27 protein-coding genes, 3 pseudogenes and 1 riboswitch are annotated in these 23,845 nt (G+C 67.8%); of the genes and pseudogenes, 13 read left to right on the top strand and 17 right to left on the bottom strand.

The genetic code is table 11. From position 1 onward, the window contains the following. Window positions 1-59 precede the first annotated feature (59 nt). On the top strand, window positions 60-1,109 hold the full coding sequence (locus V8F63_RS08515; RefSeq protein ID WP_392352860.1) for an adenosine deaminase: 1,050 nt from the start codon (window positions 60-62) through the stop codon (window positions 1,107-1,109). A 385-nt stretch (window positions 1,110-1,494) separates the two neighbouring features. Here the strand turns inward: V8F63_RS08515 and V8F63_RS08510 are convergent, their stop codons facing one another. Both V8F63_RS08510 and V8F63_RS08505 read right to left on the bottom strand, forming a co-directional pair. After that, window positions 1,495-1,956: an isochorismatase family protein gene (locus V8F63_RS08510; protein WP_392355062.1), complete on the bottom strand. Its 462-nt coding sequence runs from the start codon at window positions 1,954-1,956 to the stop codon at window positions 1,495-1,497. A 174-nt stretch (window positions 1,957-2,130) separates the two neighbouring features. Beyond that, window positions 2,131-3,099, bottom strand: coding sequence for a class 1 fructose-bisphosphatase (locus V8F63_RS08505; protein WP_392352859.1), 969 nt, complete (start codon window positions 3,097-3,099; stop codon window positions 2,131-2,133). Between the two features lie 114 nt (window positions 3,100-3,213). Then, a riboswitch (glycine riboswitch) is annotated at window positions 3,214-3,310 on the top strand. Window positions 3,311-3,532: 222 nt separating this feature from the next. Here V8F63_RS08505 and gcvT point away from each other — a divergent pair. From gcvT to V8F63_RS08470, 7 genes and pseudogenes are all read left to right on the top strand, one after another. Next, on the top strand, window positions 3,533-4,393 hold the full coding sequence (gcvT, locus tag V8F63_RS08500) for a glycine cleavage system aminomethyltransferase GcvT (RefSeq protein ID WP_392352858.1): 861 nt from the start codon (window positions 3,533-3,535) through the stop codon (window positions 4,391-4,393). After that, complete coding sequence (locus V8F63_RS08495) at window positions 4,378-4,578, top strand: glycine cleavage T C-terminal barrel domain-containing protein (protein WP_392352857.1); 201 nt, start codon at window positions 4,378-4,380, stop codon at window positions 4,576-4,578. The genes gcvT and V8F63_RS08495 overlap by 16 nt, the downstream gene beginning before the upstream one ends. Before the next feature lie 135 nt (window positions 4,579-4,713). Beyond that, on the top strand, window positions 4,714-5,079 hold the full coding sequence (gene gcvH / locus V8F63_RS08490) for a glycine cleavage system protein GcvH (protein WP_278070579.1): 366 nt from the start codon (window positions 4,714-4,716) through the stop codon (window positions 5,077-5,079). 156 nt (window positions 5,080-5,235) lie between these two features. Further along, window positions 5,236-6,542, top strand: a pseudogene (gene gcvPA / locus V8F63_RS08485) (aminomethyl-transferring glycine dehydrogenase subunit GcvPA). A gap of 13 nt (window positions 6,543-6,555) precedes the next feature. Continuing rightward, entirely contained in the window at window positions 6,556-8,133 is a 1,578-nt protein-coding gene (gene gcvPB, locus V8F63_RS08480) for an aminomethyl-transferring glycine dehydrogenase subunit GcvPB (RefSeq protein WP_303682752.1), read from the top strand. Between the two features lie 171 nt (window positions 8,134-8,304). Next, on the top strand, window positions 8,305-8,706 hold the full coding sequence (locus V8F63_RS08475) for a PGPGW domain-containing protein (protein ID WP_312448627.1): 402 nt from the start codon (window positions 8,305-8,307) through the stop codon (window positions 8,704-8,706). A gap of 242 nt (window positions 8,707-8,948) precedes the next feature. Continuing rightward, a complete protein-coding gene (locus tag V8F63_RS08470; protein ID WP_392352856.1) occupies window positions 8,949-9,293 on the top strand; it encodes a DUF6789 family protein in 345 nt (114 codons plus the stop codon). Between the two features lie 112 nt (window positions 9,294-9,405). On the opposite strand, the gene V8F63_RS08465 is transcribed toward V8F63_RS08470, so the two are convergent. The 11 genes and pseudogenes from V8F63_RS08465 to V8F63_RS08415 all read right to left on the bottom strand — a co-directional run bounded on the left by V8F63_RS08465 (window position 9,406) and on the right by V8F63_RS08415 (window position 16,830). Beyond that, entirely contained in the window at window positions 9,406-9,921 is a 516-nt protein-coding gene (locus tag V8F63_RS08465) for a F0F1 ATP synthase subunit B (protein ID WP_392352855.1), read from the bottom strand. A 1-nt stretch (window position 9,922) separates the two neighbouring features. Continuing rightward, window positions 9,923-10,495, bottom strand: coding sequence for a hypothetical protein (locus tag V8F63_RS08460; protein ID WP_392352854.1), 573 nt, complete (start codon window positions 10,493-10,495; stop codon window positions 9,923-9,925). Between the two features lie 80 nt (window positions 10,496-10,575). Next, window positions 10,576-10,800 (bottom strand): F0F1 ATP synthase subunit C, encoded by a 225-nt coding sequence (locus tag V8F63_RS08455; protein ID WP_003168985.1) that lies wholly within the window; start codon window positions 10,798-10,800, stop codon window positions 10,576-10,578. A gap of 59 nt (window positions 10,801-10,859) precedes the next feature. Then, window positions 10,860-11,646, bottom strand: a pseudogene (locus V8F63_RS08450) (F0F1 ATP synthase subunit A). Between the two features lie 5 nt (window positions 11,647-11,651). Then, window positions 11,652-12,023 (bottom strand): AtpZ/AtpI family protein, encoded by a 372-nt coding sequence (locus V8F63_RS08445; protein WP_024353399.1) that lies wholly within the window; start codon window positions 12,021-12,023, stop codon window positions 11,652-11,654. Window positions 12,024-12,176: 153 nt separating this feature from the next. Continuing rightward, a complete protein-coding gene (gene scpB, locus V8F63_RS08440; RefSeq protein WP_392352853.1) occupies window positions 12,177-12,857 on the bottom strand; it encodes an SMC-Scp complex subunit ScpB in 681 nt (226 codons plus the stop codon). After that, window positions 12,854-13,677, bottom strand: a pseudogene (locus tag V8F63_RS08435) (ScpA family protein). The gene scpB and the pseudogene V8F63_RS08435 overlap by 4 nt, the downstream one beginning before the upstream one ends. 16 nt (window positions 13,678-13,693) lie before the next feature. Beyond that, window positions 13,694-14,743 (bottom strand): beta-N-acetylhexosaminidase, encoded by a 1,050-nt coding sequence (nagZ, locus tag V8F63_RS08430; protein WP_392352852.1) that lies wholly within the window; start codon window positions 14,741-14,743, stop codon window positions 13,694-13,696. A gap of 13 nt (window positions 14,744-14,756) precedes the next feature. Then, complete coding sequence (locus V8F63_RS08425; protein WP_392352851.1) at window positions 14,757-14,984, bottom strand: SPOR domain-containing protein; 228 nt, start codon at window positions 14,982-14,984, stop codon at window positions 14,757-14,759. Between the two features lie 68 nt (window positions 14,985-15,052). After that, window positions 15,053-15,442 carry a hypothetical protein gene (locus V8F63_RS08420; protein ID WP_392352850.1) on the bottom strand — a complete coding sequence of 130 codons (390 nt, stop codon included), beginning with the start codon at window positions 15,440-15,442 and terminating at the stop codon, window positions 15,053-15,055. 200 nt (window positions 15,443-15,642) lie between these two features. After that, on the bottom strand, window positions 15,643-16,830 hold the full coding sequence (locus tag V8F63_RS08415; protein WP_392352849.1) for a deoxyguanosinetriphosphate triphosphohydrolase: 1,188 nt from the start codon (window positions 16,828-16,830) through the stop codon (window positions 15,643-15,645). Between the two features lie 108 nt (window positions 16,831-16,938). Between V8F63_RS08415 and erpA the strand changes: the two genes are divergently transcribed. Beyond that, window positions 16,939-17,286, top strand: coding sequence for an iron-sulfur cluster insertion protein ErpA (erpA, locus tag V8F63_RS08410; RefSeq protein WP_167309537.1), 348 nt, complete (start codon window positions 16,939-16,941; stop codon window positions 17,284-17,286). A 4-nt stretch (window positions 17,287-17,290) separates the two neighbouring features. On the opposite strand, the gene V8F63_RS08405 is transcribed toward erpA, so the two are convergent. Beyond that, window positions 17,291-17,899: a type 1 glutamine amidotransferase domain-containing protein gene (locus V8F63_RS08405; protein ID WP_303683639.1), complete on the bottom strand. Its 609-nt coding sequence runs from the start codon at window positions 17,897-17,899 to the stop codon at window positions 17,291-17,293. 191 nt (window positions 17,900-18,090) lie between these two features. On the opposite strand from V8F63_RS08405, the gene V8F63_RS08400 reads away from it, so the two are divergent. Next, window positions 18,091-18,393 (top strand): hypothetical protein, encoded by a 303-nt coding sequence (locus V8F63_RS08400; protein WP_392352848.1) that lies wholly within the window; start codon window positions 18,091-18,093, stop codon window positions 18,391-18,393. A 111-nt stretch (window positions 18,394-18,504) separates the two neighbouring features. After that, complete coding sequence (locus V8F63_RS08395; RefSeq protein WP_392352847.1) at window positions 18,505-19,353, top strand: neutral zinc metallopeptidase; 849 nt, start codon at window positions 18,505-18,507, stop codon at window positions 19,351-19,353. Window positions 19,354-19,363: 10 nt separating this feature from the next. Here V8F63_RS08395 and V8F63_RS08390 read toward each other — a convergent pair whose 3' ends face one another. Next, window positions 19,364-20,665, bottom strand: a complete 1,302-nt coding sequence (locus V8F63_RS08390) for a DUF418 domain-containing protein (RefSeq protein WP_392352846.1) — start codon at window positions 20,663-20,665, stop codon at window positions 19,364-19,366. Between the two features lie 65 nt (window positions 20,666-20,730). Then, on the bottom strand, window positions 20,731-21,675 hold the full coding sequence (locus tag V8F63_RS08385; RefSeq protein WP_392352845.1) for an aspartyl protease family protein: 945 nt from the start codon (window positions 21,673-21,675) through the stop codon (window positions 20,731-20,733). Between the two features lie 187 nt (window positions 21,676-21,862). Between V8F63_RS08385 and V8F63_RS08380 the strand changes: the two genes are divergently transcribed. Then, window positions 21,863-22,273, top strand: a complete 411-nt coding sequence (locus tag V8F63_RS08380) for a hypothetical protein (RefSeq protein WP_392352844.1) — start codon at window positions 21,863-21,865, stop codon at window positions 22,271-22,273. Next, complete coding sequence (gene thrC / locus V8F63_RS08375) at window positions 22,168-23,331, top strand: threonine synthase (RefSeq protein ID WP_392352843.1); 1,164 nt, start codon at window positions 22,168-22,170, stop codon at window positions 23,329-23,331. Before V8F63_RS08380 ends, thrC begins: the two co-directional genes overlap by 106 nt. A 115-nt stretch (window positions 23,332-23,446) precedes the next feature. Here the strand turns inward: thrC and V8F63_RS08370 are convergent, their stop codons facing one another. Further along, on the bottom strand, window positions 23,447-23,746 hold the full coding sequence (locus tag V8F63_RS08370) for a hypothetical protein (protein WP_392352842.1): 300 nt from the start codon (window positions 23,744-23,746) through the stop codon (window positions 23,447-23,449). Window positions 23,747-23,845: the final 99 nt, after the last annotated feature.

Here is a 23,845-nt window from a genome sequence, read left to right as displayed (position 1 = left end):
GCCCGGCTCAGCCCCTCCACCACTTCGTGGTCCCCCTCCCCATTGCATGGGGAGGAAAAATGCTAGGCTGGCCCCACGCTACGGAGTCTCCCCTCATGTCCGCCCTCGACGCCTTCATCGCCGGCCTGCCCAAGGCCGAACTGCACCTGCACATCGAAGGCTCGCTCGAGCCCGAACTGATGTTCGAACTGGCGCAGCGCAACGGCGTCGCCATCCCCTACGACAGCGTCGAGGCCGTGCGCGCGGCCTATGACTTCTCGAACCTGCAGGACTTCCTCGACATCTATTACGCGGGCGCCGCCGTGCTGCTGACCCGTCAGGACTTCGAGGATCTGGCCTTCGCCTATTTCCAGCGCGCCGCCGCCGATAACGTCCGCCACGCCGAGATCTTCTTCGACCCCCAGACCCACACCGACCGGGGCGTGCCCTTCGCCGTCGTGGTCGAGGGCCTGATCGCGGGCATGGACCGAGCGAAGAATGAGCTGGGCGTGACGTCGGGCCTGATCCTCAGCTTCCTGCGCCACCTCAGCGAGGACGAGGCCTTCGCCACGCTGGAAGCCGCCAAGCCCTACCTGCACCACTTCATCGGCGTCGGACTGGATTCGTCCGAGGTCGGCCACCCGCCGTCCAAGTTCCAGCGCGTCTTCGCCGCCGCCCGCGAACTGGGCCTGAAACTGTGCGCCCATGCCGGTGAGGAAGGCCCGCCGGAATACGTGCGCGAGGCGCTGGACCTGCTGCACATCGACCGCATGGACCACGGCAACCGCTCGATGGAGGACGAGGCCCTGATCGCCCGTCTGGCCGCCGAGCAGATGACGCTGACGGTCTGCCCCCTGTCGAACCTGAAGCTGTGCGTGGTCAAGGACCTGAAGGACCACCCCGTTCCCGAGATGTTGCGCCGCGGCCTGCACGTCACCCTGAACTCAGACGACCCCTCCTATTTCGGCGGCTATGTGAACGCGAACTATATCCAGTTGGCCGAGGCGGTCGGCCTGACGCGGGAGCAGGTGACCCAACTGGCGAAGAACAGCTTCGAAGGCAGCTTCCTGAACGACGCCGACAAGGCCGCGAGGATCGCCGAGGTCGAAGCCTACGCCGCGGCGAACTGAGCATGCTCGCCAAAATAATCGGCCTGACCGCCTTCGTCCTATTGGCCGCAGCAAAGCTCTGCTGGTTCAACGTCACGGTGCGTTCAGCCCGCCTTCGTACTCGCGGCATAGGTCGTGGGCAGCGCGTTTGGGGCAAGGGATGGAGCCCTATGAACATCCCTGCTTTCGCTTTCGTATATTCCGACGACCATCGCGCTTTCAACAGTCCCAGAATTACTACGACTGTCTGGATGCTACGCCTTCTCATACCAGCATTGCGATATGTTCTTCAGCTTTCGTGTGGCTGGTTTTCACCCATTCAAGCTGAACGGGCAACGATAAAGGGTGCACCTTACTCCCATAGCCCGCCGGTCGCATGCCCGCAGAATATAGGGAGATGGGCGCTTTAGCCGAGAAGCAATCCGGCTTCGATCTCCGCCACGCCCAGCGCCGCGAACCCGGCCTTGGCCGCCGCCGCCGTGTCCGGGGCGATGGCGCGACAGGCGTCCTCGATGACCACGGCCTCAAAACCCTCGCGCACCGCATCCTCGGCGGTGAAGCGCACGCAGTAGTCATAGGCCAGGCCGCACAGGAAGACGCGCTTCACGCCCAGATCGCGCAGCAGGCCCGCCAGACCCGTCGCCGTTTTGTGGTCGTTCTCATAAAAGCCGGAATAGCTGTCGACCGCCGGGTTGTAGCCCTTGCGCACCACGGCCAGCGCCTTGGTCACGGCAGGCGCGGCGTCGGGGTGAAAGTCCGCGCCCGGCGTCCCCTGCACGCAGTGATCCGGCCACAGCATCTGCGGGCCGTAAGCGACCTCGATCTGCGTGAAGGGCGCGACGCCCGCGTGGTTGGAGGCGAAGCTGATCTGGTCCGGCGTGTGCCAGTCCTGGGTAGCGATGACGGTCGTGAACCGCTCGGCCAGCCGGTTGATCAGGGCATGATCGCCGCCCCGCCCTGCACCGCCAGGGCGCCGCCCTCGCAGAAGTCGTTCTGGGCGTCGATGACCAGGAGCGCATCAGTGGCGGCGATCTGCATGGCGTCAGGCCGCCGCGATCTGATCGACTTCGTTGGCCGAGCCGAGGACGACCGGCACCCGCTGGTGCAGTTCGGTGGGGGTCACGTCCATGATGGCCTGCTTGCCGTCGGTGGTCGACTTGCCGCCCGCCTGTTCGACCAGGAAGGACATGGGGTTGCCCTCATACATCAGGCGCAGCTTGCCCGGCTTGTTCGGCTCACGCTTGTCCCACGGATAGAGGAAGACGCCGCCGCGCATCAGGATGCGGTGCACGTCGGCCACCATGGCGGCGACCCAGCGCATGTTGAAGTTCTTGCCGCGCGGGCCGTCGGCGCCCTGCAGGCAGCCGTCGACGTAGCGCTGGACGCTCTCGGCCCAGTGACGCTGGTTCGACATGTTGATGGCGAACTCTTTCGTATCGGCCGGGATGCGCACGTCCTCATGCGTCATCAGCCAGCGGCCGTCGGGCGCCAGGGTGAAGCCCGCCACCCCCTTGCCCGTCGTCAGCACCAGCATGGCCTGACCGGCATAGACGGCGTACAGCGCCGCGACCTGATGGCGGCCGGATTGCAGGAAGTCGGCCTCGCTCGGCTGGGCCGACGGCGCCTTCAGCACCGAGACGATGGTGCCGACCGGCGCATTGATGTCGATGTTGGACGAGCCGTCCAGCGGGTCGAACAGCACCAGATATTCGCCCGCCGCATTGGCCGAGGGCTGCATCGTGTCCTTTTCCTCGGACGCCACGCCCGCCACGGCCGGGCAGGCCAGCAGGGCCTCCGTCAGCAGATCGTCGGCGATGACGTCCAGCTTCTTCTGCTCTTCGTCCTGCACATTCACGGCGCCCGACGCCCCCAGCGCCCCGACCAAGGCACCGCCCGCCACCACCTGGCGGATCTGGACGCAGGCGGCGGCCGCCGTCGTCAGCGTCTCGACCAGTCCCTGCGGCAGGTCGAGGGAGGCGAGGTGGGCGGCGAGATCGATGCGGGCGGTCATGACGTCCTTCAAATCCTGTGGGCGAAGCGCGGTTCCGCCCCTCATGGCCCCTAGGATCGACGGCGGCAAGTCCGGCGCCGCTTGACTCGGCGCTGGATTCGCGGCCTTAGGTCGAACGCTCTCGCGGGAGAGACCGGGGCCGTTCGCGGCGCCCGGAGCCGAAGGCGCAACCGCCCCGGAAACGCTCAGGCAAAAGGACCGCGAAAGCGCACGGACGCTGGAAAGTCGCCGAAGGACGGAGGGTCCCGACGCGCGCCGACGGAGCAAGGCCGAACCTTTTCGGGAACGGTCGGAATCTCTCAGGCTTCAGGACAGCGGGGGCGCAACGACGGCGGAGCTATCGCCGCAACCTGCGACCCGGAGGCGACGCCATGAGCGATCAGGCCCTTAAGACTACCCCCTCAACGCCGCGCATCGCGCGCTGGGCGCCCGCATGGTCGGCTTCGGCGGCTATGACATGCCGGTCCAGTATGAAGGGGTGCTGGCCGAGCACCGCTGGACCCGCGAGCACGCCGGCCTGTTCGATGTCTCCCACATGGGCCAGGCCAAGATCACCGGCGCCGACGCCATCAAGCAGTTCGAACGCTTCGTGCCCGGCGACTACGCGATCGTGAAGCCCGGCAAGCAGAAATACACCCTGCTGCTGAACGAACAGGGCGGCGTCATGGACGACCTGATGGCGGGCAAGCCGTTCGAGGACGGCCTCTACATCGTCGTCAACGCCGGCAACAAGGACGCCGACTTCGCCTTCCTGAACGCCGAGCTGTCGGGCGACGCCAAGCTGGAGGTCCTGGACCGCGCCCTGCTGGCCATCCAGGGCCCGGAGGCGGCCGAGGTCATGGCCGCCCATTCGGCGGAGCTGGCGGACATGGGTTTCATGGATTGCCGCGCCATCCGTCTGTTTGACGAAGACTGCATCGTCTCGCGCTCGGGCTACACGGGCGAAGACGGCTATGAGATTTCGCTGCCCAGCGCCGCCGCCGAGCGCGTCTGGAACCTGCTGCTGTCGGACGCGCGGGTGAAGCCGGTCGGTCTGGGCGCGCGCGACTCCTTGCGCCTGGAAGCCGGTCTGCCGCTGCACGGCCACGACGTCGACGCCGAGACCACCCCGGTCGAGGCCGGCCTGACCTTCGCCCTGTCCAAGTCCCGCAAGGAACGCGCCGACTTCGCCGGGGCCGACGTCATCCTGAAGCAACTGGCCGACGGCCCGGCGCGCGTCCGCGTCGGCCTGCACGTCAAGGAAGGCGCCCCGCCCGCGAAGGCGCCGAGATCGCCGACATGGACGGAAACCTGATCGGCAAGATCACATCGGGCGGCCCCTCGCCGTCGCAGGGGCGCAACATCGCCATGGGCTATGTGCCGCCCGCCTTCGCTGACGTCGGCACCGAACTGAAGGTTCTGGTGCGCGGCCGCCCCGCCGCCGCCGAAGTCGTCGCCACGCCTTTCGTGCCGACCCGCTACTATCGGAAGCCGAAATAAGATCGTCACCCTCGGGCTCGACCCGAAGGCCGGGCGGTCCGCCCCTCGACGCTGGAAGTTTTAGACCAATCGCCCGCTCCCGGGCTCGATCCTCGGGTCAAGCCCGAGGATGACAAGACAAAAAGGAAGACCAGAATGAAGTTCACCAAGGATCACGAGTGGGTTCGCCTGGACGGCGACGTCGCCACGGTCGGCATCTCCAAGCACGCGGCTGACGCCCTGGGCGACGTGGTGTTCGTCGAGACGCCGGAAGCCGGCAAGACCGTCTCGGTCGGCGACAGCTTCGCCGTCGTGGAATCGGTCAAGGCCGCCTCGGACGTCTACGCGCCGATCGCCGGTGAAGTGATCGAAGGCAACGTCGTGCTGGCGACCGCCCCGGAAACCGTCAACGCCGATGCCGAGGGCGAAGGCTGGTTCGCCAAGATCAAGGTGTCCGACGCCTCGGTGCTGGACGGCCTGATGGACCGCGCCGCCTACGACGCCTATCTGACCACCCTCTAAGGTCTCCCTCTCCGCTCATCCCCGCGGAAGCGGGGACCCAGTTCTTTGGGATCAAGCAGCGGTTGTTTGAAGCTTAAACCTGGGTCCCCGCTTCCGCGGGGATGAGCGGAATAAAGTAATGCGCTACCTCCCCTGACGCCCGACGATCGCGAGGCCATGCTGGCCGCCATCGGCGCCAAATCCATCGACGACCTCTTCATCGACGTGCCGCAGGCCGCGCGCCGCGACGGCTTCGTCGACCTGCCCCGCGTGGCGGGCGAGCTGGAGGTCGAACGCGCCCTCTCGGCCATGGCGGGCAAGAACGCCACGGCCTCGACCGTGCCCTTCTTCTGCGGCGCCGGCGCCTACAAGCACCATATCCCGGCCACGGTCGATCACGTGATCCAGCGGTCGGAGTTCCTGACCAGCTACACCCCTATCAGCCGGAAATCGCTCAGGGCACGCTGCAGTACCTGTACGAGTTCCAGACCCAGGTCGCGAACCTGACCGGCATGGAAGTCGCCAACGCCTCGCTCTATGACGGCTCGACCGCCATGGCCGAAGGCGTGCTGATGGCCACCCGCGTGACCCGCCGCAACAAGGCCGTCATCTCGGGCGGCGTGCATCCCCACTACGTCAAGGCGACCGAGACCGTGGTCCACGCCGTCGGCGTCGAGACCCAGGCGCTAAAGCCCGCGGTCGACGCCGAAGACGCCGTCATCGCCGCCATCGACAAGGACACGGCCTGCGTCGTCGTCCAGACCCCGAACGTCTTCGGCACCGCCACCGACGTCACCAAGATCGCCGAGGCCGCCCAGGCTGCAGGCGCCCTGCTGATCGTCGTCGTCACCGAAGCCGTGTCGATGGGCCTGCTGAAGTCGCCCGGCGAAATGGGCGCCGACATCGTCGCGGCCGAGGGCCAGTCGATCGGCAACGCCCTGAACTTCGGCGGCCCCTACATCGGCCTGTTCGCCACCCGCGAGAAGCTGCTGCGCCAGACGCCCGGCCGCTATTGCGGTGAAACCGTCGACGCCGAAGGCAAGCGCGGCTTCGTCCTGACCCTGTCGACGCGCGAGCAGCACATCCGCCGCGACAAGGCCACGTCGAACATCTGCACCAACTCAGGGCTCTGCTGCCTGGCGTTCAGCATTCACATGAGCCTGCTGGGCGAGACGGGCCTGCGCCAGCTGGCCCTGCTGAACCACGAAAAGGCCGTCGCCACGCGCGATGCGCTCGCCGCCATTCCGGGCGTCGAAATCCTGACCCCGCGCTTCTTCAACGAGTTTGCGGTCAAGCTGCCCAAGAACGCCGCTGACGTGGTGCAGACGATGGCCGACAACGGCGTCCTGTGCGGCGTGCCCTACAGCCGCCTGAACCCGGATGCGGGCCTCGACGACGTCCTGCTGGTCGCCGCCACCGAGACGACGCTGGACGCCGACATCAAGATCCTGGCGGGTGCGCTCGCCAAGGTTCTGGCCGCCTGAGGAGATTGGAATCATGAGCACGATGAACACTGTCGGCCGTCCGACCGCCCCGACCGAAGGCCTGGATGCCAACTACAAGCCCGCCACCCTGACCGGCGGGCGCGGCCTGCTGCAGGACGAGCCGCTGATCTTTGAAGGCGAAGGCTGGGGCAAGACCGGCGTTGACCTGCCTAAGCCCGCCACGGACGGCTCGGACCTGGGCGACCTGGTCCGCAAGGATCCGATCGGCCTGCCCGGCCTGTCCGAGCCCGAGGCCATGCGCCACTATGTGCGCCTGAGCCAGAAGAACCACGCCATCGACCTGGCCATCTATCCGCTGGGGTCGTGCACGATGAAGCACAACCCGCGCCTGAACGAGAAGATGGCGCGCCTGCCGGGCTTCTCGGACATCCACCCGCTGCAGCCGCAGTCGACGGTGCAGGGCGCGCTGGAGCTGATGGACCAGCTGGCCCATTGGCTGACCACGCTGACGGGCATGCCCGCTGTGGCCCTGTCGCCCAAGGCCGGCGCCCACGGCGAACTGTGCGGCCTGATGGCCATCCGCGCCGCTCACGAAGCCAAGGGCGAGCATGAGCAGCGCCGCAAGGTGCTGGTCCCGACCTCGGCCCACGGCACCAACCCGGCCACGGCCGCCTTCGTCGGCTATTCGGTGGTCGAAGTGGCGCAGACCGACGACGGCCGCGTGGACGTGGCCGATCTGGCGTCCAAGCTGGGTCCGGACGTAGCGGCCATCATGGTCACCAACCCGAACACCTGCGGCCTGTTCGAGCGCGACATCCTGGAGATTAGCCGCCTGACGCACGAAGCGGGCGCCTACTTCTACTGCGACGGCGCCAACTTCAACGCCATCGTCGGCCGGGTGCGCCCCGGCGACCTGGGCGTCGACGCCATGCACATCAACCTGCACAAGACCTTCTCGACGCCGCACGGCGGCGGCGGGCCCGGCGCCGGTCCGGTGGTGCTGTCGGAAGCCCTGGCCCCCTTCGCGCCGGCCCCGTGGGTGGTGAACACCGGCGACGGCTACAAGCTGGTCGAGCGCGAGGAAGACGAGGCCGAACAGGCCTTCGGCCGTCTGTGCGCCTTCCAGGGGCAGATGGGCATGTATGTGCGCGCCCTGAGCTACATGATGAGCCACGGCTCGGACGGCCTGCGTCAGGTCGCCGAGGACGCGGTGCTGAACGCCAACTACATCAAGGCCCGCCTCGAGGACCTGATGAGCCCGGCCTTCCCCGAAGGCCCCTGCATGCACGAGGCCCTGTTCGACGACGAATGGCTGAAGGGTACTGACATCACCACGCTCGACTTCGCCAAGGCGATGATCGACGAGGGCTTCCACCCGATGACCATGTACTTCCCGCTGGTCGTCCACGGCGCCATGCTGATCGAGCCGACCGAGACGGAGTCCAAGGCCGAACTGGATCGCTTCATCGAGGCCATGCGCCTGCTGGCCGGCGCCGCCAAGGCTGGCGACGTCGAACGCTTCAAGGGCGCGCCCTTCCATGCGCCCCTGCGGCGTCTGGACGAGACCCGCGCCGCGCGCTCGCCTCGTCTGCGCTGGGCCGCCCCGGAAGGCTCGAACCGCGCGGGCTGATCGCTCCCGCAAGCTTGGGTTCAAGGAACGCCGTGTCTTTCAGGACACGGCGTTCTGCATTTCTGAGCCGACTTACGAAAGCGTCATGGCGACGCCGCCTTTCGGCCTTGTCTCGTGCGTTTACTGATTGTCGGCCCTCCCTGGCCGCAATCTTGATTGAGCCGCCGCCCTGTGACCCTGGTCCTGCCCTCTCTGAACCCGCCGCCGCCCCGTCTGGGGCTGGCCCGGCGCGTGCGCCGTCTGGCGCTGATGGGCGTGGGCTTCTTCGTCATCCTGCTGGGCATACTGATCGCGCCCCTGCCCGGCCCCGGCGGCGTGCCCGTCATCGCCCTCGGTCTGGTGATCGTGCTGCGCAACTCCTGGTGGGCCAAGCGACAGTTCATCCGCGCCCAGCGCGCCCGGCCCAAATGGGTGTACCCCTTCCGCCGCCTGATGCGGAAAAAGCCCGAGATCGCCCCCGTCTTCTGGCAGCAGACCCTGCGCGCCGAAAAGATGGTGCTGCGCCGCCGTCGCCGCCCGCTGGCGCGCTTTCGTCGCCGCCTGCGCCGGGGATGGCGCGCCTTCCGGCAATAAAGGCCAAGCTAAGGCGAACACAGGAATGTGAACCGGGTTCACCCCCGAGCGCCCGTGAACGGCGTATGCTCCCCTTGCGTAGTCACGAGGTTGATAGGCGTTGGGAGGCGCTGTTCACATGATGTCACGCGTAAAAAGGGAATTATCGCCGGTTTCATCGCTACCGTCGTGGTTTCCGTGCTTGAGCTCGCCAATCTGTTCCTCAACCACCTGTTCGATCCCTTTCCGGGGTCGTAGCCCGCATGTTCGGCATGCCGGGCAATATGGCGGCGGGATGGGCCATCCACCTGGTCATGGGCACCTTTGTGCTGGGGTCGCTGTTCGGCGTCCTCTATCCGCGACTGCCGACCGCCACGCCCATCACCAAGGGCATCGTCTTCGCCGTCGCCGCCTGGGTGGCGATGATGCTGGTCATCACTATGAGCGGCGATAACCGGACCTTCACCGGCTCGTCCGGCTTCGGCACCATCGGCTGGATGCTGGCGCTGCACATGGTCTTCGGCGGCGTCCTGGGCAATGCCTACGCCCGGCTGGTCGAACGTGAGAAGCGCGGCGCCGCGCCGATCGGGGCCGCTCCGGCCCATTAACCGACAGTCTGAACCGTCCTTGATCCCGACAACCGGATCTTGAACAGCAAAAGGCCCCGCCGTCGCCGGCGGGGCCTGATGTTTTTCGGGTCTGACTAAACGCGCTCGGCGATCAGTTCAGCTTGCCGCCGATCTGGCCGATGGCCTGGTCGAGCAGCGGGTCCGTCTTGGCGTCAGCGATGCGGGCGGCCAGGATCTGTTGAGCGGCCTTGGCGGCCAGGTCCGCGGCGGCGGCCTTGACCTCTTGCGTGGCCTCGGCCTCGGCCTGGGCGATCCGGCGCTCGGCCAGAGCCTGACGGCGAGCGGTCGATTCCTCGATACGGGCCTTGGCTTCGGCTTCCAGACGCTTGGCGTCGGCTTCAGCCGTGGCCAGCAGGTCGGCGGCCTGAGCTTCAGCCTCGGCCTTCTCCTGACGGATCTGGGCCAGCATGGCTTCGGCTTCGGCGCGCAGGCGGGCGGCCTCGTCCAGGTCGCCCTGGATCTTGGCGGCCTTGGCGTCCAGGCTGGTCGCGACCAGCTTGGGCACGCCCGCCATCACCACGATGGCGATGAAGACCAGCAGGCCGATGGCGACCCACAGCTCAGGGTTAGCGACATCATAGAAATGGCCGGTCAGGAAGGCGGGCATATCAGGCGGCTCCCTTGATGGCGGCGGCCAGTTCAGCGTTGGTCGCGGCCTTGCCGGTCAGACGCTCGAGCATGGCGCCCGCCGCGTCCGAGGCGATGGTCGAGACGTTCGCCATGGCGGCGTCGCGGGTCTTAGCGATGGCGCCTTCGGCCTCGGCGATGCGCGCGTTGACTACGGCTTCATCGGCGGCCAGGCGCGCATTGAATTCTTCAGTGACACGCTGCTTGGCGGCGACAGCGGTCGCGCGGGCGTCGGCGCGGGCCTTGTCCACCTCGGCGCGGGCGGCCTCGGCTTGAGCGGCCGCTTCGGTCTGGACCGAGCGGGCGGCGGCGATCGCGGTGTCGATCGTGTCGGCGCGCTCGTCCATCACCTTGCGCAGGCGCGGGGCGAAGACCTTGGCGACCAGGACGTACAGAAGGACGAACAGGATCAGCAGATAGCCGATCTGGCCCGCCCAGTGCTGGAATTCGAACTGGGGCAGACCGCCCGAGGCATGCTCGGCCGTCGCATGCGTCTCCGCATGGAGGTCGCCCGGCGCCGGGGTCTGAACGTCAAGTGTGGGTGTGCTGGCCATGAACCGTCTTCGCTAGATCAGGACAGCGGCGCGCAGGTCAGGCCCGCGCGCCGCCGATTCTGAGAGATCGTGGGCTGGGATCAGCCGAAGATCATCAGGACGCCCAGCACGAAGGCCAGGATGCCCAGGGCTTCGGCCAGAGCCGCGCCGACGAACAGGTTGCCGACTTGCGAGGCGGCAGCAGCCGGGTTGCGCAGAGCGCCGGCCAGGAAGTTGCCGAAGATGTTGCCGACGGCCAGGGCCGAGCCGATCATGCCGAGGGTGGCCAGACCAGCGCCGATGTACTTAGCGGCTTCAGCGTCCATGATGATTTCCTAATTTCTTGGAGCGTTGGAGGGTAAGGGTTACGAACTGAACTCAAGCCTTAGTGGCCATCGCCCAGGTTGACCACATCGTTGAGGTAGATGCAGGTCAGAACGGTGAAAACGAAGGCCTGAAGGAAGGCCACCAGGAACTCGAGCGCCGTCATCGCCACGACCATGCCCAGCGACAGGGCCGCCACCGGGATGAAGGCGTAGGCCAGGCCGCCGGTGACGATGGCCACCGCGCCCAGCTGAACGACGAACTGGGCGAAGATCTTCAGCGCCACGTGACCGCCCAGCATGTTGCCGAACAGACGAAGGGCCAGGGTGGCCGGGCGCAGCAGGAAGGAGACGAACTCGATCAGGCCGACGACCGGGCGCAGCAGCAGCGGCGCGCCTGCCGGCCAGAACAGCTTCAGGAAGCCGACGCCGTTCTTGACCAGACCGACCACGACAACCGTCAGGAAAGAGATCAGGCCCAGGGTGACGGTCACGGCCAGTTGCGAGGTGGCGGTGAAGGTCAGGAACATGCCCAGCAGGTTCATCGACAGAACCATCAGGAACATGGTGAAGGCGAAGGGGAAGTACTTGCGGCCTTCGTGCCCGATGATGGAGTTGGCCAGGTTGTCGACCATGCCGAACAGGCTCTCGCCCGCCGCTTGCATCCGGCCCGGCACCACCTTGGCGCCCGAGGTCGCCAGGGCCAGGAAGCCCACCACGCCGGCGAAGGCGATGGTCATGGCCACGTGCGATTGGTGATCGCGATCACCTGCTCGCCCAGGACGGGAACATTGACCGTGCCGAACTCTACGAGCGGCTTGACCTCAATTGTTCAATCGGACCGGCCATTAAGCCTATCGTTCCCTGTTTTCTTCGTCAGCCTCGACGATAGGTTCGCCCTGTTGGGGCAAACCCGCCGCCTTGGCCTGCGCCATCAGCCGGTTGGCTGTGCGGCGCGCCATATAAACCGATAAGGCGAAGCCCAGAAGGACCCCGCCCACAACGCCTATCGGCGTCGTCCCGAACAGCCGGTCGACGCCAAAACCAAGTGCAAGACCGATCAGCACCCCGCCCAGCAGTTCGGCGATGATGCGATAGGCCTGGCCGACCACCTTCTGCGCAGCGACCTCGACGGACTTGTCCGCCTGAACCTTCGCCTCCAGCGCGGATGCGCTTTGGTGGAGGCGTTTGATCGCCTCTTCGCGCGATTCCTTCGTCGGGGACATGGGCCTGTTTGGTCAGCGCCCGGCCGGGGCCGGATCGGGTCTGAATTTCGGCGCGGAACCTATAGGCGGGAGGCCTTCAGGTCAAGGCGGCCTCCTTGGGACTTAAGTCCATGAGTTTTCGCGGTTTCTTGTGAGCGCGACGATCCGTCCCGGCTAAGGTTGCGACTCTTCGTCCTCGCTGATGAAATCCTGGGCGAATTCGGGGGTCCCGCCGTCCAGCCCGGTCAGCAGATCCTCGCCCTCGTCGTCGCCGGCGCGCGAGGGGTCCGGCACCTCGAAACCGACCGGCATGGACAGGTCCAGCAGGCCCGCCGCCTTCATCTCCTGCACGCCCGGCAGGTCATAGAGGCTCGCCAGGCTGAAATGCTCCAGGAAGCGGTCGGTCGTGGCGTAGGTCACCGGCCGTCCGGGCGTACGGCGCCGCCCGCGCAGGCGCACGAAGTCCATCTCCAGCAGCAGGTCCAGCGTGCCCTTGGACAGGGAGACGCCGCGCACGCTCTCGATCTCGGCGCGGGTGCAGGGCTGGTGATAGGCGATGATGGCCAGGGTCTCGAGCGCGGCCTTGGACAGGCGACGCGGCTCCTCGCGCTCCTCGGTCATCAGGAAGCCGAGATCGGGGGCTGTGCGGAACCGCCAGCGCTCGGCCACGCAGTCCAGCTCGACGCCTCTGCCCTGATAGCGTTCCTGAAGCGCGGTCAGCGCCCCGCCGACGTCGGCGCCTTGCGGCAGGCGGCGCGCGATCTCGGCCAGCGACAAGGGGGCGGCGGCCGCGAACAGCAGGGCCTCGACGCGGCGCTCGATCTCCAAATGGTCAGGGGTGAAGTCGAGGGTCACGGCGTCAACTCCAGGGGCTGGCCGAGCCCTCTGCGTTTCAGCCACACCGCGTCGAAAGGCCGCTCCTGGCGGATGTCCATGCCGCCTTCCTTCACCAGCTCCAGGCTGGCCGACAGGGTGGAGGCGGTATAGCTGGCCTGGCTCGGGCCTTCCCGCCCCTCTGGCTTCTGGGGCGCCACGCGCTCCAGCGGCGTCCATTCGGCTAGGCGCGGCATGATCTCGCGCAGCCAGTCGCGCGCCGCCTCCAGCTGGAAGGCCTCGACCCGCTGGCCGGGGGCGTATTTGCGGCGCTCTTCGCGGCGGCGTTGGGCGACATAGGCGCTCATCAGCTCATAGAGGCTGGCGTCCACCCGGTCGGACGGGATGATGACGGTCGCCTGCGGGTCGCCGCGCGTGAAGACGTCGCGTTTCAGCTGCGGGCGGCCGGTGATGGCCTCCACCGCCGTGCGCATGGCCTCCAGCTTCTGCAGGCGAAAGGCCAGGGCGGCGGCGATCTCTTCGGCCGGGGGCTCCTCCGGCTTGTCCTTTTCGTTGCGCGGGATCAGCAGCCGCGACTTCAGATAGGCCAGCCACGACGCCATCACGAGGTAGTCGGCCGCCAGGGCGAAGTTGCGCCGCCGCGCCTCATGCACGAAGGCCAGATACTGTTCGGCCAGGCGGGTGATGGACAGCTTGAGCAGGTCCACCTTCTGCGTCCGCGCCAGGGCCAGAAGGACGTGCAGCGGGCCTTCATAGCCCTCCAGGTCGACGACAAAGGCCTCCTGCGCCTCGACCTGTTCGACGGCGGTGAAGTCGAGATCGGCTGGAAGGCCTGGCTCATGCGCCCTCCCCGGCGATCACCCTTGCGCCTCGCCGACGTCCGGCCCCTTGGCGGCGTCGAAGCGGCCGCTCAGGGCCGCCTCCAGCCGGGCGCGGCCCCCGACGGCATCCAGCGGCTCGGGCGCGCGAACGATGCGGTTCAGCGCGGCCTCGGCGCGGCGCTTGGCCTCGCCTTTCAGCTTCTTGGTCCCCTCGGCGACGGCGGCCATCTCCGTCAGGTCGCCGTTGCAGTGGAGCACCACGTCGCAGCCCGCCTTCAGCGACTGTTCGGCGCGCTCGGTCAGGCTGCCCGACAGGGCCTGCATCGACAGGTCATCGGACATGATGAGCCCCGAGAAGCCCAGCCGCTCGCGCATCAGGCGGATCGCCTTCTTGGAGGTGGTGGCCGGGCGCTTGGCGTCGACGGCGGTGAAGACCACGTGCGCCGTCATCGCCATCGGCATGTCCGATAGCGCCTTGAACGGGACGAAGTCCCAGGCGTCCAGGTCCTCGATCGCCGTCTCGACCACCGGCAGGTCGTGGTGGCTGTCCGAGAAGGCGCGGCCGTGGCCGGGAATATGCTTGATGATCGGCAGGACGCCGCCCGCCAGCAGCCCTTCCGCCGCCGCGCGGCCCAGTTGGGTCACGGTCGCCGGATCCTGAGCGTAGGCGCGGTCGCCGATGATGTCGTGGGCGCCCGGCACCGGCACGTCCAGCACCGGGACGCAGTCGACCGTTATGCCCAGTTCGCGCAGGTCGTGGGCCATCAGCCGTGCGCCCAGACGCACCAGCTCGCGCGCCGCCGCCGGATCGTTGGTCGCCTTCAGATAGGCGGCGCCCGGCGGATATTTGGGCCAGTGCGGCGGACCGAGGCGCTGGACCCTGCCGCCCTCCTGATCGATCAGCACCGGGGCGTCGTCGCGCCCCACGCTGTCGCGCAACTCGGACACCAGCGCCTTGACCTGTTCGGGGCTGTCCACGTTGCGGCGGAACAGGATGAAGCCCCACGGCTTGGCCTCGGCGTAGAAGGCGCGCTCCTCCGCCGTCAGCCTGTGGCCGGAGCAGCCGTAGATGGCGGCGGAGGTCATGTGCGCTCGCCCCTTAGCGGACGATGCAGTCGCGGCCCGCAGCCTTCAGCGCATTGCAGAAGGCGACGGCGCGTTCACGGCTCATGCCGGTGAAGGTGGTCCGGTAGACGGTCGAACCGTTGGACGCGGTGACTTCCTGAACGCGCTTCTCAGCGCCCGAGGCGTACTGGCCGAAGCGGGCGGCGACGGCGGCGTATTCGCGGTCAGCAATGGCGGTCGAGGAGAAGGCGCCGATCTGCACGCCGGACGATCCGCCCGTCGCAGCCGGAGCGGGTGCGGGCGCCGGAGCCTTCGTCGCCGGAGCAGGCGTTACGGGCGCAGGCGCGGCCGGGGCCTTGGCCGCCGGTGCGGGCGCGGCGGGCGGCGGGGTCGAGGACTCGACCGGCGCGGCCGGGGTCGTCGGCGCGGGCGCGGCAGCACCTCTTCCGGACCGGGGGTGAAGGTCGGCGCGGCGTCGCTCGGCTCGCCGCCGTCGCGATAGACCCGGATGTCGGCCTCCGGGTCGATCGGCTGCGCGTCCAGCGGGGCCTCGACCTTCATGCTTTCGACCGGGGTTCCGACGGCCGGCGGCGCGTCCGTCGAGGAACGCACGCCCGAGCGGTAGAAGACCACCACGGCCACGATCAGCAGAAGCAGGACGATGGCGCTGATGATCAGGGTGATCGGCGGCGACTTGGCGGCCGGCCCGACGCGGGTCATAGCCGCCGCGCGTGAAGGGCAGGTCGTCGTCGGTCGGCGGCGTGTAAGCGCCTCGGTCCCGGCCCCCATTCGGCCCAGCGTTGGGGTTGCCTCGGTGATCGTCGTCGTAGGACATGGGTCGCGCCTTGGTGGTCGTGGGACACGCGCGCGATCGGCGCGCCTCGGCGCTCAGTCTAACGCGCCGTGAAGCCCTTCTCGAATCACAGATCGAGGGCGAGGTCGAGACTGAACAGCTTCCTGTGGACCTCGATGGCGTAACGATCCGTCATCCCGGCGATGTAGTCGCACACGGCCCGCGCCCGCGCGTTCTTGTCGTCGGTCAGGGCCGAGGCCTGCCATTCAGGCGGCATCACCTCCGGCTCGGCCATGAACAGCTGGAACAGCTGGGCCAGCACCCGGCGCGCCTGACTGCGGGTGCGGTTGACGCGGTAATGGCGATACATCCGCTCGAAGAGGAAGCGGCGCAGAACGGCCAGCTCCGCCATCATGCCGGCCGAGAACTGCACCAGGGTCTCGGGGGCGTTGCGGACATCCTCGACCGTCTCGATGCGGTGTTTGGCCAGACGGGCTTCGGTCTCGGCCAGAACGTCGTCGACCATGACGCCGATCATCCGGCGCACGGCTTCCAGCCGCAGCATCCGCTCGTCGATGTCGGGCCAGTCGGCGCGCGCGCTGGCGATGCAGCGCCCGATCAGCGGCACGTCGGCCAGGTCGGCCAGGCTGAACAGCCCCGCCTGAACCCCGTCGTCGACGTCGTGGTTGTTATAGGCGATGTCGTCGGCGATGGCCGCGCACTGGGCCTCCAGCGAGGCGAAGGTGCCAAGGCGCAGATCCCAGTCGGCCGATCCGCCCGGCGCATAGGCGGCGACCGCCTTCCAGGCCGGGTCGGACAGCAGATGCGCCACCGGGCCGTTGTGCTTGACCACGCCCTCGACCGTCTCCCAGCTCAGGTTCAGGCCCGGGAAGCCGGGATAGCGCGTCTCTAGTTCCGTCACGACGCGGAAGCTCTGGACGTTGTGGTCGAAGCCGCCGAAGGCCTTCATCTGCTCGTGCAGTTCGTCCTCGCCCGCGTGGCTGAACGGCGGGTGGCCCAGGTCGTGGGCCAGGGCCACCGTCTCGGCCAGGTCGTCGTCCAGCCGCAGGGCGTGGGCCAGCGACCGGGCGATCTGCGCCACCTCCAGACTGTGCGTCAGCCGGGTGCGATAGTGGTCGCCCTCATGCGCCACGAAGACCTGGGTCTTCTCCTTCAGGCGGCGAAAGGCGGTGGCGTGAATGATGCGGTCGCGGTCGCGGGCGAAGGCGGTGCGGGTGCGGCTGGCGGGCTCAAAAACATGGCGGCCGCGGCTCGCGGCGGGGTTTTCGGCGTAGGAAACGCGGGGCAGGCTCAAGGCGGCGGCACTTCGTGATGGCGACAGGCCTTTGCGAACGCCTGTCAGACCCTCATATAGAGGGCTGTGAGCATCGTCCAATCTACAGAATCAGCCCGCGACCTGTCGCTGTCGATCGCGACCCGGTCGCCCGAAGGCATCACGCTGGCCGAAAGCGGAGCGCGCCGCCTGTCCAAACTGTCCGAAGCCGAGGGCAAGCCGGTGCTGCTGCGCGTCGCCGTCGACGGCGGCGGCTGCTCAGGCTTCCAGTACCGCTTCGAGCTGGTCGACGGTCCGCAGGCCGATGATCTGGTGGTGCGCCGCGACGGCCAGGCCGTCGTTATCGACCCGGTGTCCGTGCCCTTTCTGAAGGATTCTGAGATCGCCTTCGTCGACGAACTGGCGGGGGCGCAGTTCGTGATCCGCAATCCCAACGCCGCCTCCAGCTGCGGCTGCGGCGTCAGCTTCTCGATCTGACGGCCTAGTGGGCTGACGGCCGCGCTTCGTCCGACTTCGCCTCGCGTCGACCTGCGCGAGGCGCCTCGGCGAAGGCCTGGATCATCGCCGCGTTGAAGGCGGGCAGATCGTCGGGGCAGCGGCTGGTGACCAAGCCGTCATCGACCACCACCTCCTTGTCCACCACCTCGGCGCCGGCGTTGCGCAGATCGGTGCGGATGGACTTGTAGGCCGTCAGGGTGCGCCCCTCGGCCACGCCCGCCTCGATCAGAATCCACGGTGCATGGCAAATGGCGGCCACCGGCTTGCCCGCGTCGAAGAAGGCGCGGACGAACTTAAGCGCCGCCTGCTCCGTCCGGAGCTGATCCGGATTTGCGACTCCGCCCGGCAGAACCAGGCCGTCGTAACGAGAGGCGTCCGTCGTCTTCAGCGTCTTGTCGACTGCGATCCTCTCGTCGGGCGTCAGGTGATCGAAGCCCTGAATCCAACCGGGCTCCAGAGAGATCACCTCGACCGTCGCGCCTTCTGCGCGCAGCGCCTTCACCGGCTCCTGAAGCTCGATCTGCTCGACCCCGTCGGTCGCCAGGACAGCAATGGTTTTTCCAGCCAGAGTCTTCTTGGAAGTGTCGGCCATGTGAGAGGCTCCTTGGGGTTGCGAGGATAAGGATCGGCGGTCCGCTTAGAACCGCTCGTCCGGCCAGAGGTTGCGGCCCCGCTTGGCGCGAAGTGACGCGGCGCCCATCTTCTTTCCATGCGCCCCCTTCCGGTTATCCTGTCGCTGTTCGTCGCCCATCTGGGCCTAGCGGGTTCGGCCCAGGCGCAAACTTGGCCTGGATGGCCCGGCCCGCGCCTGCCGGCTACAGCCCTCAGACAGCGGCCGCTGAACAGCACCGCCAAGCGATCGAGCAACTGCGCCTGCAAGCGGACCAGCGCGAGGCCGACGCCGCCCGGCTGCGGCTTCAGACGGAGCTCGCCCTGCGTCAGTTGGAGGCGACGCGGACCCCTGTCCCCGTCGCTCCGCCTCTGACGGCGTATGAGCCCTATTCAGCCCCCTGCCCCCGCCACAACGTCTATCGCCGACCGTGGACCAAGACGCGGCGGGCGTCCCCGAGATCGACGCCTGGCTGAACCGACCCCCGCACTGATTTCCTGGGATCGAAGAGGTTGCCTTTGCATCTCTTCACCTGCGCCTGCGTTTCAGCCTAGCTTCAGAACAGACGACACAGCGGAGAGCGATAGATGCGTTGGCAGGGCGGACGGCGCGGCGGGGGGATCGAGGATCGGCGCGGCATGGGCGGCGGCGCGGTCGCGGGCGGCGGCATCGGCATGCTGGTGCTGGCGGCCATCGGCTATTTCGTCTTCGGCATCGACCCCAACACCACCCAGCAGGTCGCCAGCCAGTTCGGAGGGGTGGGTCAGGCCGAGCAGCAGGGCCAAATCGGCACGCCCGAGGACCAGGCCGGTCAGTTCGTCGACGTGGTCGGCACAAACATCAACGACGTATGGACGGCCAAGCTGAACGGCTACACAGCGCCGACCACGGTCCTTTACGAACAGGGCACGTCGACGGGCTGTGGCTATGGCCAGTCGGCGATGGGGCCTTTCTATTGCCCGACCGATCACAAGGTCTATCTGGACCTGAGCTTTTGGCGCGAGATGGAGAAGCTGGGCGGGTCCAGCGCCGATTTCGCCAAGGCCTATGTCCTGGCTCATGAGTACGGCCATCACGTCCAGACCCTGACCGGCGCCAGCCAGCAGGTGCAGCGCGCCCAGCAGCAGGCGGGCAGCAAGGCCGAGGGCAATCGCTATTCCGTGGCACTGGAGCTGCAGGCCGACTGCTACGCCGGGGTCTGGGCGCGCAACGCTCCGGCAGCCTCGGGCGGCCAGGTGGCGCTGGAGCCGGGCGACCTGGAGGCGGGCATGAAGACAGCTCAGGCGATCGGCGACGACGCCCTGCAACGACGCGGCGGCGGGCGCGTCTCGCCCGAGAGCTTCACCCACGGCTCCTCGGCCCAGCGGGTCGAGTGGCTGCAACGCGGCTATCAGACTGGCGATCCGGCCGCTTGCGACACCTTCTCCCAGCTTTGAACTGAGCGGATCAGGCGGCCTTCGCGCGTTTCAGCGGCGAGGGCCGCCCATAGGCAAACCAGCGCAGCGCCCATTCCAGCGGTCCCATGTTGAACGCGCGCAGCCACAGGGCGCTGAACGTCATCTGAAACACCCAGATGCACGCCGCGACGCCCCACAGGCCCCACCAGTCCAGCTTGCCCCACAGGTTCAGCCCATAGAACAACAGGGCTCCGATCGCCGACTGTCCCAGATAGTTGGTCAGGGCCATCCGTCCTAGGTTGCGCAACGCCCGTCCGACGAACCCCAGAGCGTTCATCTTCCATAGAGAGAGCAACAGGCCGACGTGTCCCAGGGTCATGGCGCAGCGGCCCAGTTCATAGCTGCTCTGCGTCGCCCAGGCCTGGGACGAGAACTGGCTCAGCCACAGCACCACCGCCTGGCCGCCGTTGACCGCCAGCCCCACGCCATAACCACAGGCCGTCAGAACCAGATAAAACCCCAGCGACCGGGCGCCGCCCAGCACGCCCAGCTTGAACAGCGCCATGCCCAACAGCATGAAGGCGACCGTTTCAATGACCAGGGTGATGGTGTAGCTGGACGCCGCATAGTCCAGCCAGGTCCGCACGCTCCACTTCAGCAGGCCAGCGACGCCGCCGGTGCGCACGGCGACCTCTTCAGCGACAGCCTCCGGCGACAGGCTCTGCGCCTGCTGGGCGCGGCTGTGCGCCTGCAGGGCCTCGGCGTCTTCGGCCGACAGTGACGCGCCCGCCTCGACCTGCAACGCCAGTTCAGACCCGCGACGCGCCTCAATCGTCTGATAGGCGCCCACCACGGCCGACTCGGCCGTCAACAGCAGCAGAAAGGCGGCCGGCAGGGCGATCAGGGTGCGCGGCCGCGCCATGCGGAAAACAAACAGCAGAAAGCCTGACAGTCCGTAGACGTAAAGAATATCGCCCGGAAACAGCAGGGCCGTGGCGTTGAACACGCCCAGCGCCAGCAGCGCGATGCAACGTCGAAAGTACACGTCCGCCGCCTGGATCGTCCCGCGTCCGTCTTCGCCGCGCAGGGTGATCAGCAGCATGCCGGCGCCGAACAGCAGGGTGAACAACCCCCGCATCGACCCCTGCACGAACAGATGCTGGATGATCCACGCCGACCAGTCCGGATTGGCCAGCGTCGGCGGCAGGTCCGGATGATACTGGTCCCAGGCGCCGCCCATCATCATGATGTTGACCAGCAGAATGCCGCACAGGGCGAAGCCGCGCAGCAGGTCCAGGCTCTCCAGCCTTTGACCCGGCGATACGGACATCATGGACGGCGAGGCGCTCATGCGGGCCGCTTATCCCCCTTCAGGCCGCGGATGAAACGGATTCTCCGCACTGACAGTCTGCAAAGCTAAACAATCGTCACATCCATCAACGGCGCCACGTGCAACTCTCCGTCGTCAAGGTTGAGAATAATATCGCGCCCTGCGAACGCCTCCATGCCCAGCAGGGCGTCGGGGTAGTTGGGCAGCGCCCGGTCGGCGTAGACGGCGATCGTCGCATCGCGCCAGATTTCCGGCCCTAGAGCCACGCTCTTGGCCTTAATCAGACGCGCCCTGGCCACCCCGCCCAGGACGATGCTTGACCCCTCCCGTTCGGGGCGGCCGTCCAGCAGACCCGCCGCCTGCGCGACGCCTTCGCTCAGCGCCAAAAGGGCGGAAGAGCCGGTGTCGAGCACGGCCTCAACCCTGACGCCCTCCACCACCGTATCGGCGATCAGGGAGGTGCCGGCCCGCCGCACGGGCATGGCGCGATAGGCCGGCGACGGCTCCGTCTGCGCCTTGCGGAACAGCCGCAACCGCCGTCGCCGCAGGTCCATTTCCAGCCCCGCCTGCATCAGCAGATCCTGCCCCAGGATCAGCGGCGCCCCCAGTCCCTCCTCTTCCGACAGAGGCCCCAGGTCCAGAATTCCGGCGCGCAGGCGCTCGATGCGCGCCTCGCCAAACGCCAGGTCCAGCGTCACGCCTCGCCCCATCTGGGCGCGCCCGTCCACGCCATAGGCGATCAGCGGCATGTCGAAGAAACGATCCAGCGCCAGCTCGCCCACCAGTCGCCGGTCGATCACCGAATATTGGGCGCCGCTGTCGACCAGCGCCGTCAGCTCGCGCCCCGCCAGCCGCACCGGCACGGTCGGCAACAGGGTCCGGGGCGCGACGAACTCCAGCCAACCGCTGCCCCCGTCTGCGCCGAAGGTCACGCCGGGGCGTCGCCACAGCACATGATCCTTGAGCCACAATCCGCCGCCGACGGCGGCGGCGGCGGCTCCGGCGCGAATGAAAAGAGAGCGGCGGTTCATCAGCCTGACATGAACCGGCCACGGCTCTGACGCCAGCCCTTTTCCCTCGAGACAGGGCCCGCAACGGGGCAAGGCGCGCCGATTGCCCAGTCGCAACCAGGTTGTTGCGTCATCTGGCGAACTTTCCCTTCGCATACGCAAAATAATCATGACGAAGCGGCCAACGACGGCTAGAAACAACCTCGATATGACGAATTCAGCTGATCGCTACCTCTCGACGCGCGGCGACGCCGCTCCGACCCGTTTCTCGGACGCCCTGCTGCGCGGAATCGCGCCGGACGGCGGCCTCTACATGCCCCAGGCCTGGCCCGCCCTGCCGGTCGACGCCACCCGGCCGGGACGCAGCTACGCCGAGATCGCCAAGGCGGCCATGGCGCCCTTCATCGGCGGCGCCCTGCCTGCGGGGGCGCTGGATCGCGCCCTGGACCGCCTGACCCAGGGCTTCGACCATCCGCTGGTGACCCCCTCGTCGAGCTGGAGCCCGGCCTGTTCGTGCTGGAGCTGTTCCACGGCCCGACGGCGGCGTTCAAGGATCTGGCCATGCAGCTGGTCGCCGCCCTGTCGGACGAGGCCCTGTCCGCGACGGGCGAGACCCTGACCCTGCTGACCGCCACCAGCGGCGACACCGGCGCCGCCGCCGTGCGCGCCTTCGCCGGCGCCGAGCGCATCAAGCTGATCGTCCTGCATCCGCTGGACCGCGTCTCGCCGGTGCAGCGCAAGCAGATGACGACGGTCGAGGCCGACAACGTCCTGAACCTGGCCGTGCGCGGCGACTTCGACGACTGTCAGCGTTTGGTGAAGGGGCTGCTGGCCGAGGAGTCCTTGCGCGAACAGGGCCGTTTGTCCTCGGTCAACTCGATCAACTGGGGCCGTCTGGCGGGCCAGATTCCCTATTACGTCTCGGCCACGGCCCAGCTGGGCCAGGCGGCGACCTTCGTGGTGCCGACCGGCAATTTCGGCGACGCCTTCGCCGGGATCGCCGCCAAGAAGATGGGCCTGCCCGCCGCCGGTTTCGTCGCCGCCGTCAATCAGAACGACGCCCTGGCCCGCGCCATCAACGACGGCGTCTATGCTCGCCACCCGGCGGTCGAGAGCGGCAGCGTCTCCATGGACGTGCAGGCCCCTTCGAACTTCGAACGGCTGGTCTATGAAGCCTCCGGCCGCGACGCCGACGCGACCCGCGCCGTCTTCGAGACCTTTGCGCGCGAAGGCTCCGTCACCCTGTCGCCCGACCTGCTGGCCGCCTTGCGCGCCGAAGTCTCCGCCGTCTCGGTCGACGAGGCGACGACCAAGGCAGAGATCGCCCACGCCCACGCCGCCTGGGGCCGCATCGTCTGCCCGCACACGGCTGTCGCCCTGGCCGCCGCGCGCCGCCTGGACCGCAACGGCGCGCCGATCGTCGCCCTGTCCACCGCCCACCCGTCCAAGTTCGGCGCCTTCGTCTCAGACGTGCTTGGGTTCGAGCCGGAACCGGCCCCCGTCATCGGAGCCCTGGGCGACCGTCCCGAGCAGCTGACGGTGATCGAGAACACGCCCGAGGCCGCCCTGGCGGCGGTGAAGGGTTCGCGAAGGCGGGCTGACGCTCACCCTCTAGCGACTCTGGCTCAACGGTCGCCGGTCGAGCGGCTGATGGCGGCCCTCATCCCTTCGGCGTGAAGAGCGCCGGACGGAGCGATCTTGTCGTTCGGGGTGTCGGCGGGATCGGTATGGGCCGTGCGGTTGTCCGGGATGCCGTCATGCGTCTGTTCGGCCTTGCGTTCCACAGCGGCTTTCAGATTGCGCGTCGCTGAGGTCGATGAGCGACGGCGCTTCTGTTCGTCAGCCGCGCGCTGGATCGCGTCAGCCAGCTGCGCCTTCTTTTCACGCGCGCCCGCATCGATATTGGCCTGCCCTCGCGGCTGGCCTGACGGGTGCGGGTGCGGATCAGCCGCTGGGCGCGGTCGCGCCGCTCGCGCAGTCGTCGCAGAAGATCGCTCAGTTGGGCGTCAGTCAGGCGCGCGGCCGCACGGCTCATCTCGACCCACTCCGCTTCATTACGGTCCAGGGCGCGGTTCTTGTCGGCTGCGGTCATGCTGTCCTCCATTCTGAGATGTAGAGGGAGCGCATTGGCCGCCAAGCTTGTTCCCCGGTTGCGGCGCCTTGTCCTGCCGCATCAGCAGGGATGAAAAAG

Origin of the sequence: Brevundimonas sp. LF-1 (genome assembly GCF_037055305.1) — a bacterium.
Lineage (GTDB): Bacteria > Pseudomonadota > Alphaproteobacteria > Caulobacterales > Caulobacteraceae > Brevundimonas > Brevundimonas sanguinis.
Note: the sequence above shows the minus strand (reverse complement) of the source record. Positions and strands in the feature narration are given on the sequence as shown.

Coding starts and splice junctions, on each gene's coding strand:
- V8F63_RS08515 (WP_392352860.1), top strand. CDS start 60: ATGCTAGGCTGGCCCCACGCTACGGAGTCTCCCCTCATGTCCGCCCTC.
- V8F63_RS08505 (WP_392352859.1), bottom strand. CDS start 3,099: ATGACCGCCCGCATCGATCTCGCCGCCCACCTCGCCTCCCTCGACCTG.
- gcvT (WP_392352858.1), top strand. CDS start 3,533: ATGGTCGGCTTCGGCGGCTATGACATGCCGGTCCAGTATGAAGGGGTG.
- V8F63_RS08495 (WP_392352857.1), top strand. CDS start 4,378: ATGGACGGAAACCTGATCGGCAAGATCACATCGGGCGGCCCCTCGCCG.
- gcvH (WP_278070579.1), top strand. CDS start 4,714: ATGAAGTTCACCAAGGATCACGAGTGGGTTCGCCTGGACGGCGACGTC.
- gcvPB (WP_303682752.1), top strand. CDS start 6,556: ATGAGCACGATGAACACTGTCGGCCGTCCGACCGCCCCGACCGAAGGC.
- V8F63_RS08470 (WP_392352856.1), top strand. CDS start 8,949: ATGTTCGGCATGCCGGGCAATATGGCGGCGGGATGGGCCATCCACCTG.
- V8F63_RS08465 (WP_392352855.1), bottom strand. CDS start 9,921: ATGCCCGCCTTCCTGACCGGCCATTTCTATGATGTCGCTAACCCTGAG.
- V8F63_RS08460 (WP_392352854.1), bottom strand. CDS start 10,495: ATGGCCAGCACACCCACACTTGACGTTCAGACCCCGGCGCCGGGCGAC.
- V8F63_RS08455 (WP_003168985.1), bottom strand. CDS start 10,800: ATGGACGCTGAAGCCGCTAAGTACATCGGCGCTGGTCTGGCCACCCTC.
- V8F63_RS08445 (WP_024353399.1), bottom strand. CDS start 12,023: ATGTCCCCGACGAAGGAATCGCGCGAAGAGGCGATCAAACGCCTCCAC.
- nagZ (WP_392352852.1), bottom strand. CDS start 14,743: ATGACCTCCGCCGCCATCTACGGCTGCTCCGGCCACAGGCTGACGGCG.
- V8F63_RS08420 (WP_392352850.1), bottom strand. CDS start 15,442: ATGACCCGCGTCGGGCCGGCCGCCAAGTCGCCGCCGATCACCCTGATC.
- V8F63_RS08405 (WP_303683639.1), bottom strand. CDS start 17,899: ATGGCCGACACTTCCAAGAAGACTCTGGCTGGAAAAACCATTGCTGTC.
- V8F63_RS08395 (WP_392352847.1), top strand. CDS start 18,505: ATGCGTTGGCAGGGCGGACGGCGCGGCGGGGGGATCGAGGATCGGCGC.
- V8F63_RS08390 (WP_392352846.1), bottom strand. CDS start 20,665: ATGAGCGCCTCGCCGTCCATGATGTCCGTATCGCCGGGTCAAAGGCTG.
- V8F63_RS08385 (WP_392352845.1), bottom strand. CDS start 21,675: ATGAACCGCCGCTCTCTTTTCATTCGCGCCGGAGCCGCCGCCGCCGCC.
- V8F63_RS08380 (WP_392352844.1), top strand. CDS start 21,863: ATGACGAATTCAGCTGATCGCTACCTCTCGACGCGCGGCGACGCCGCT.
- V8F63_RS08370 (WP_392352842.1), bottom strand. CDS start 23,746: ATGACCGCAGCCGACAAGAACCGCGCCCTGGACCGTAATGAAGCGGAG.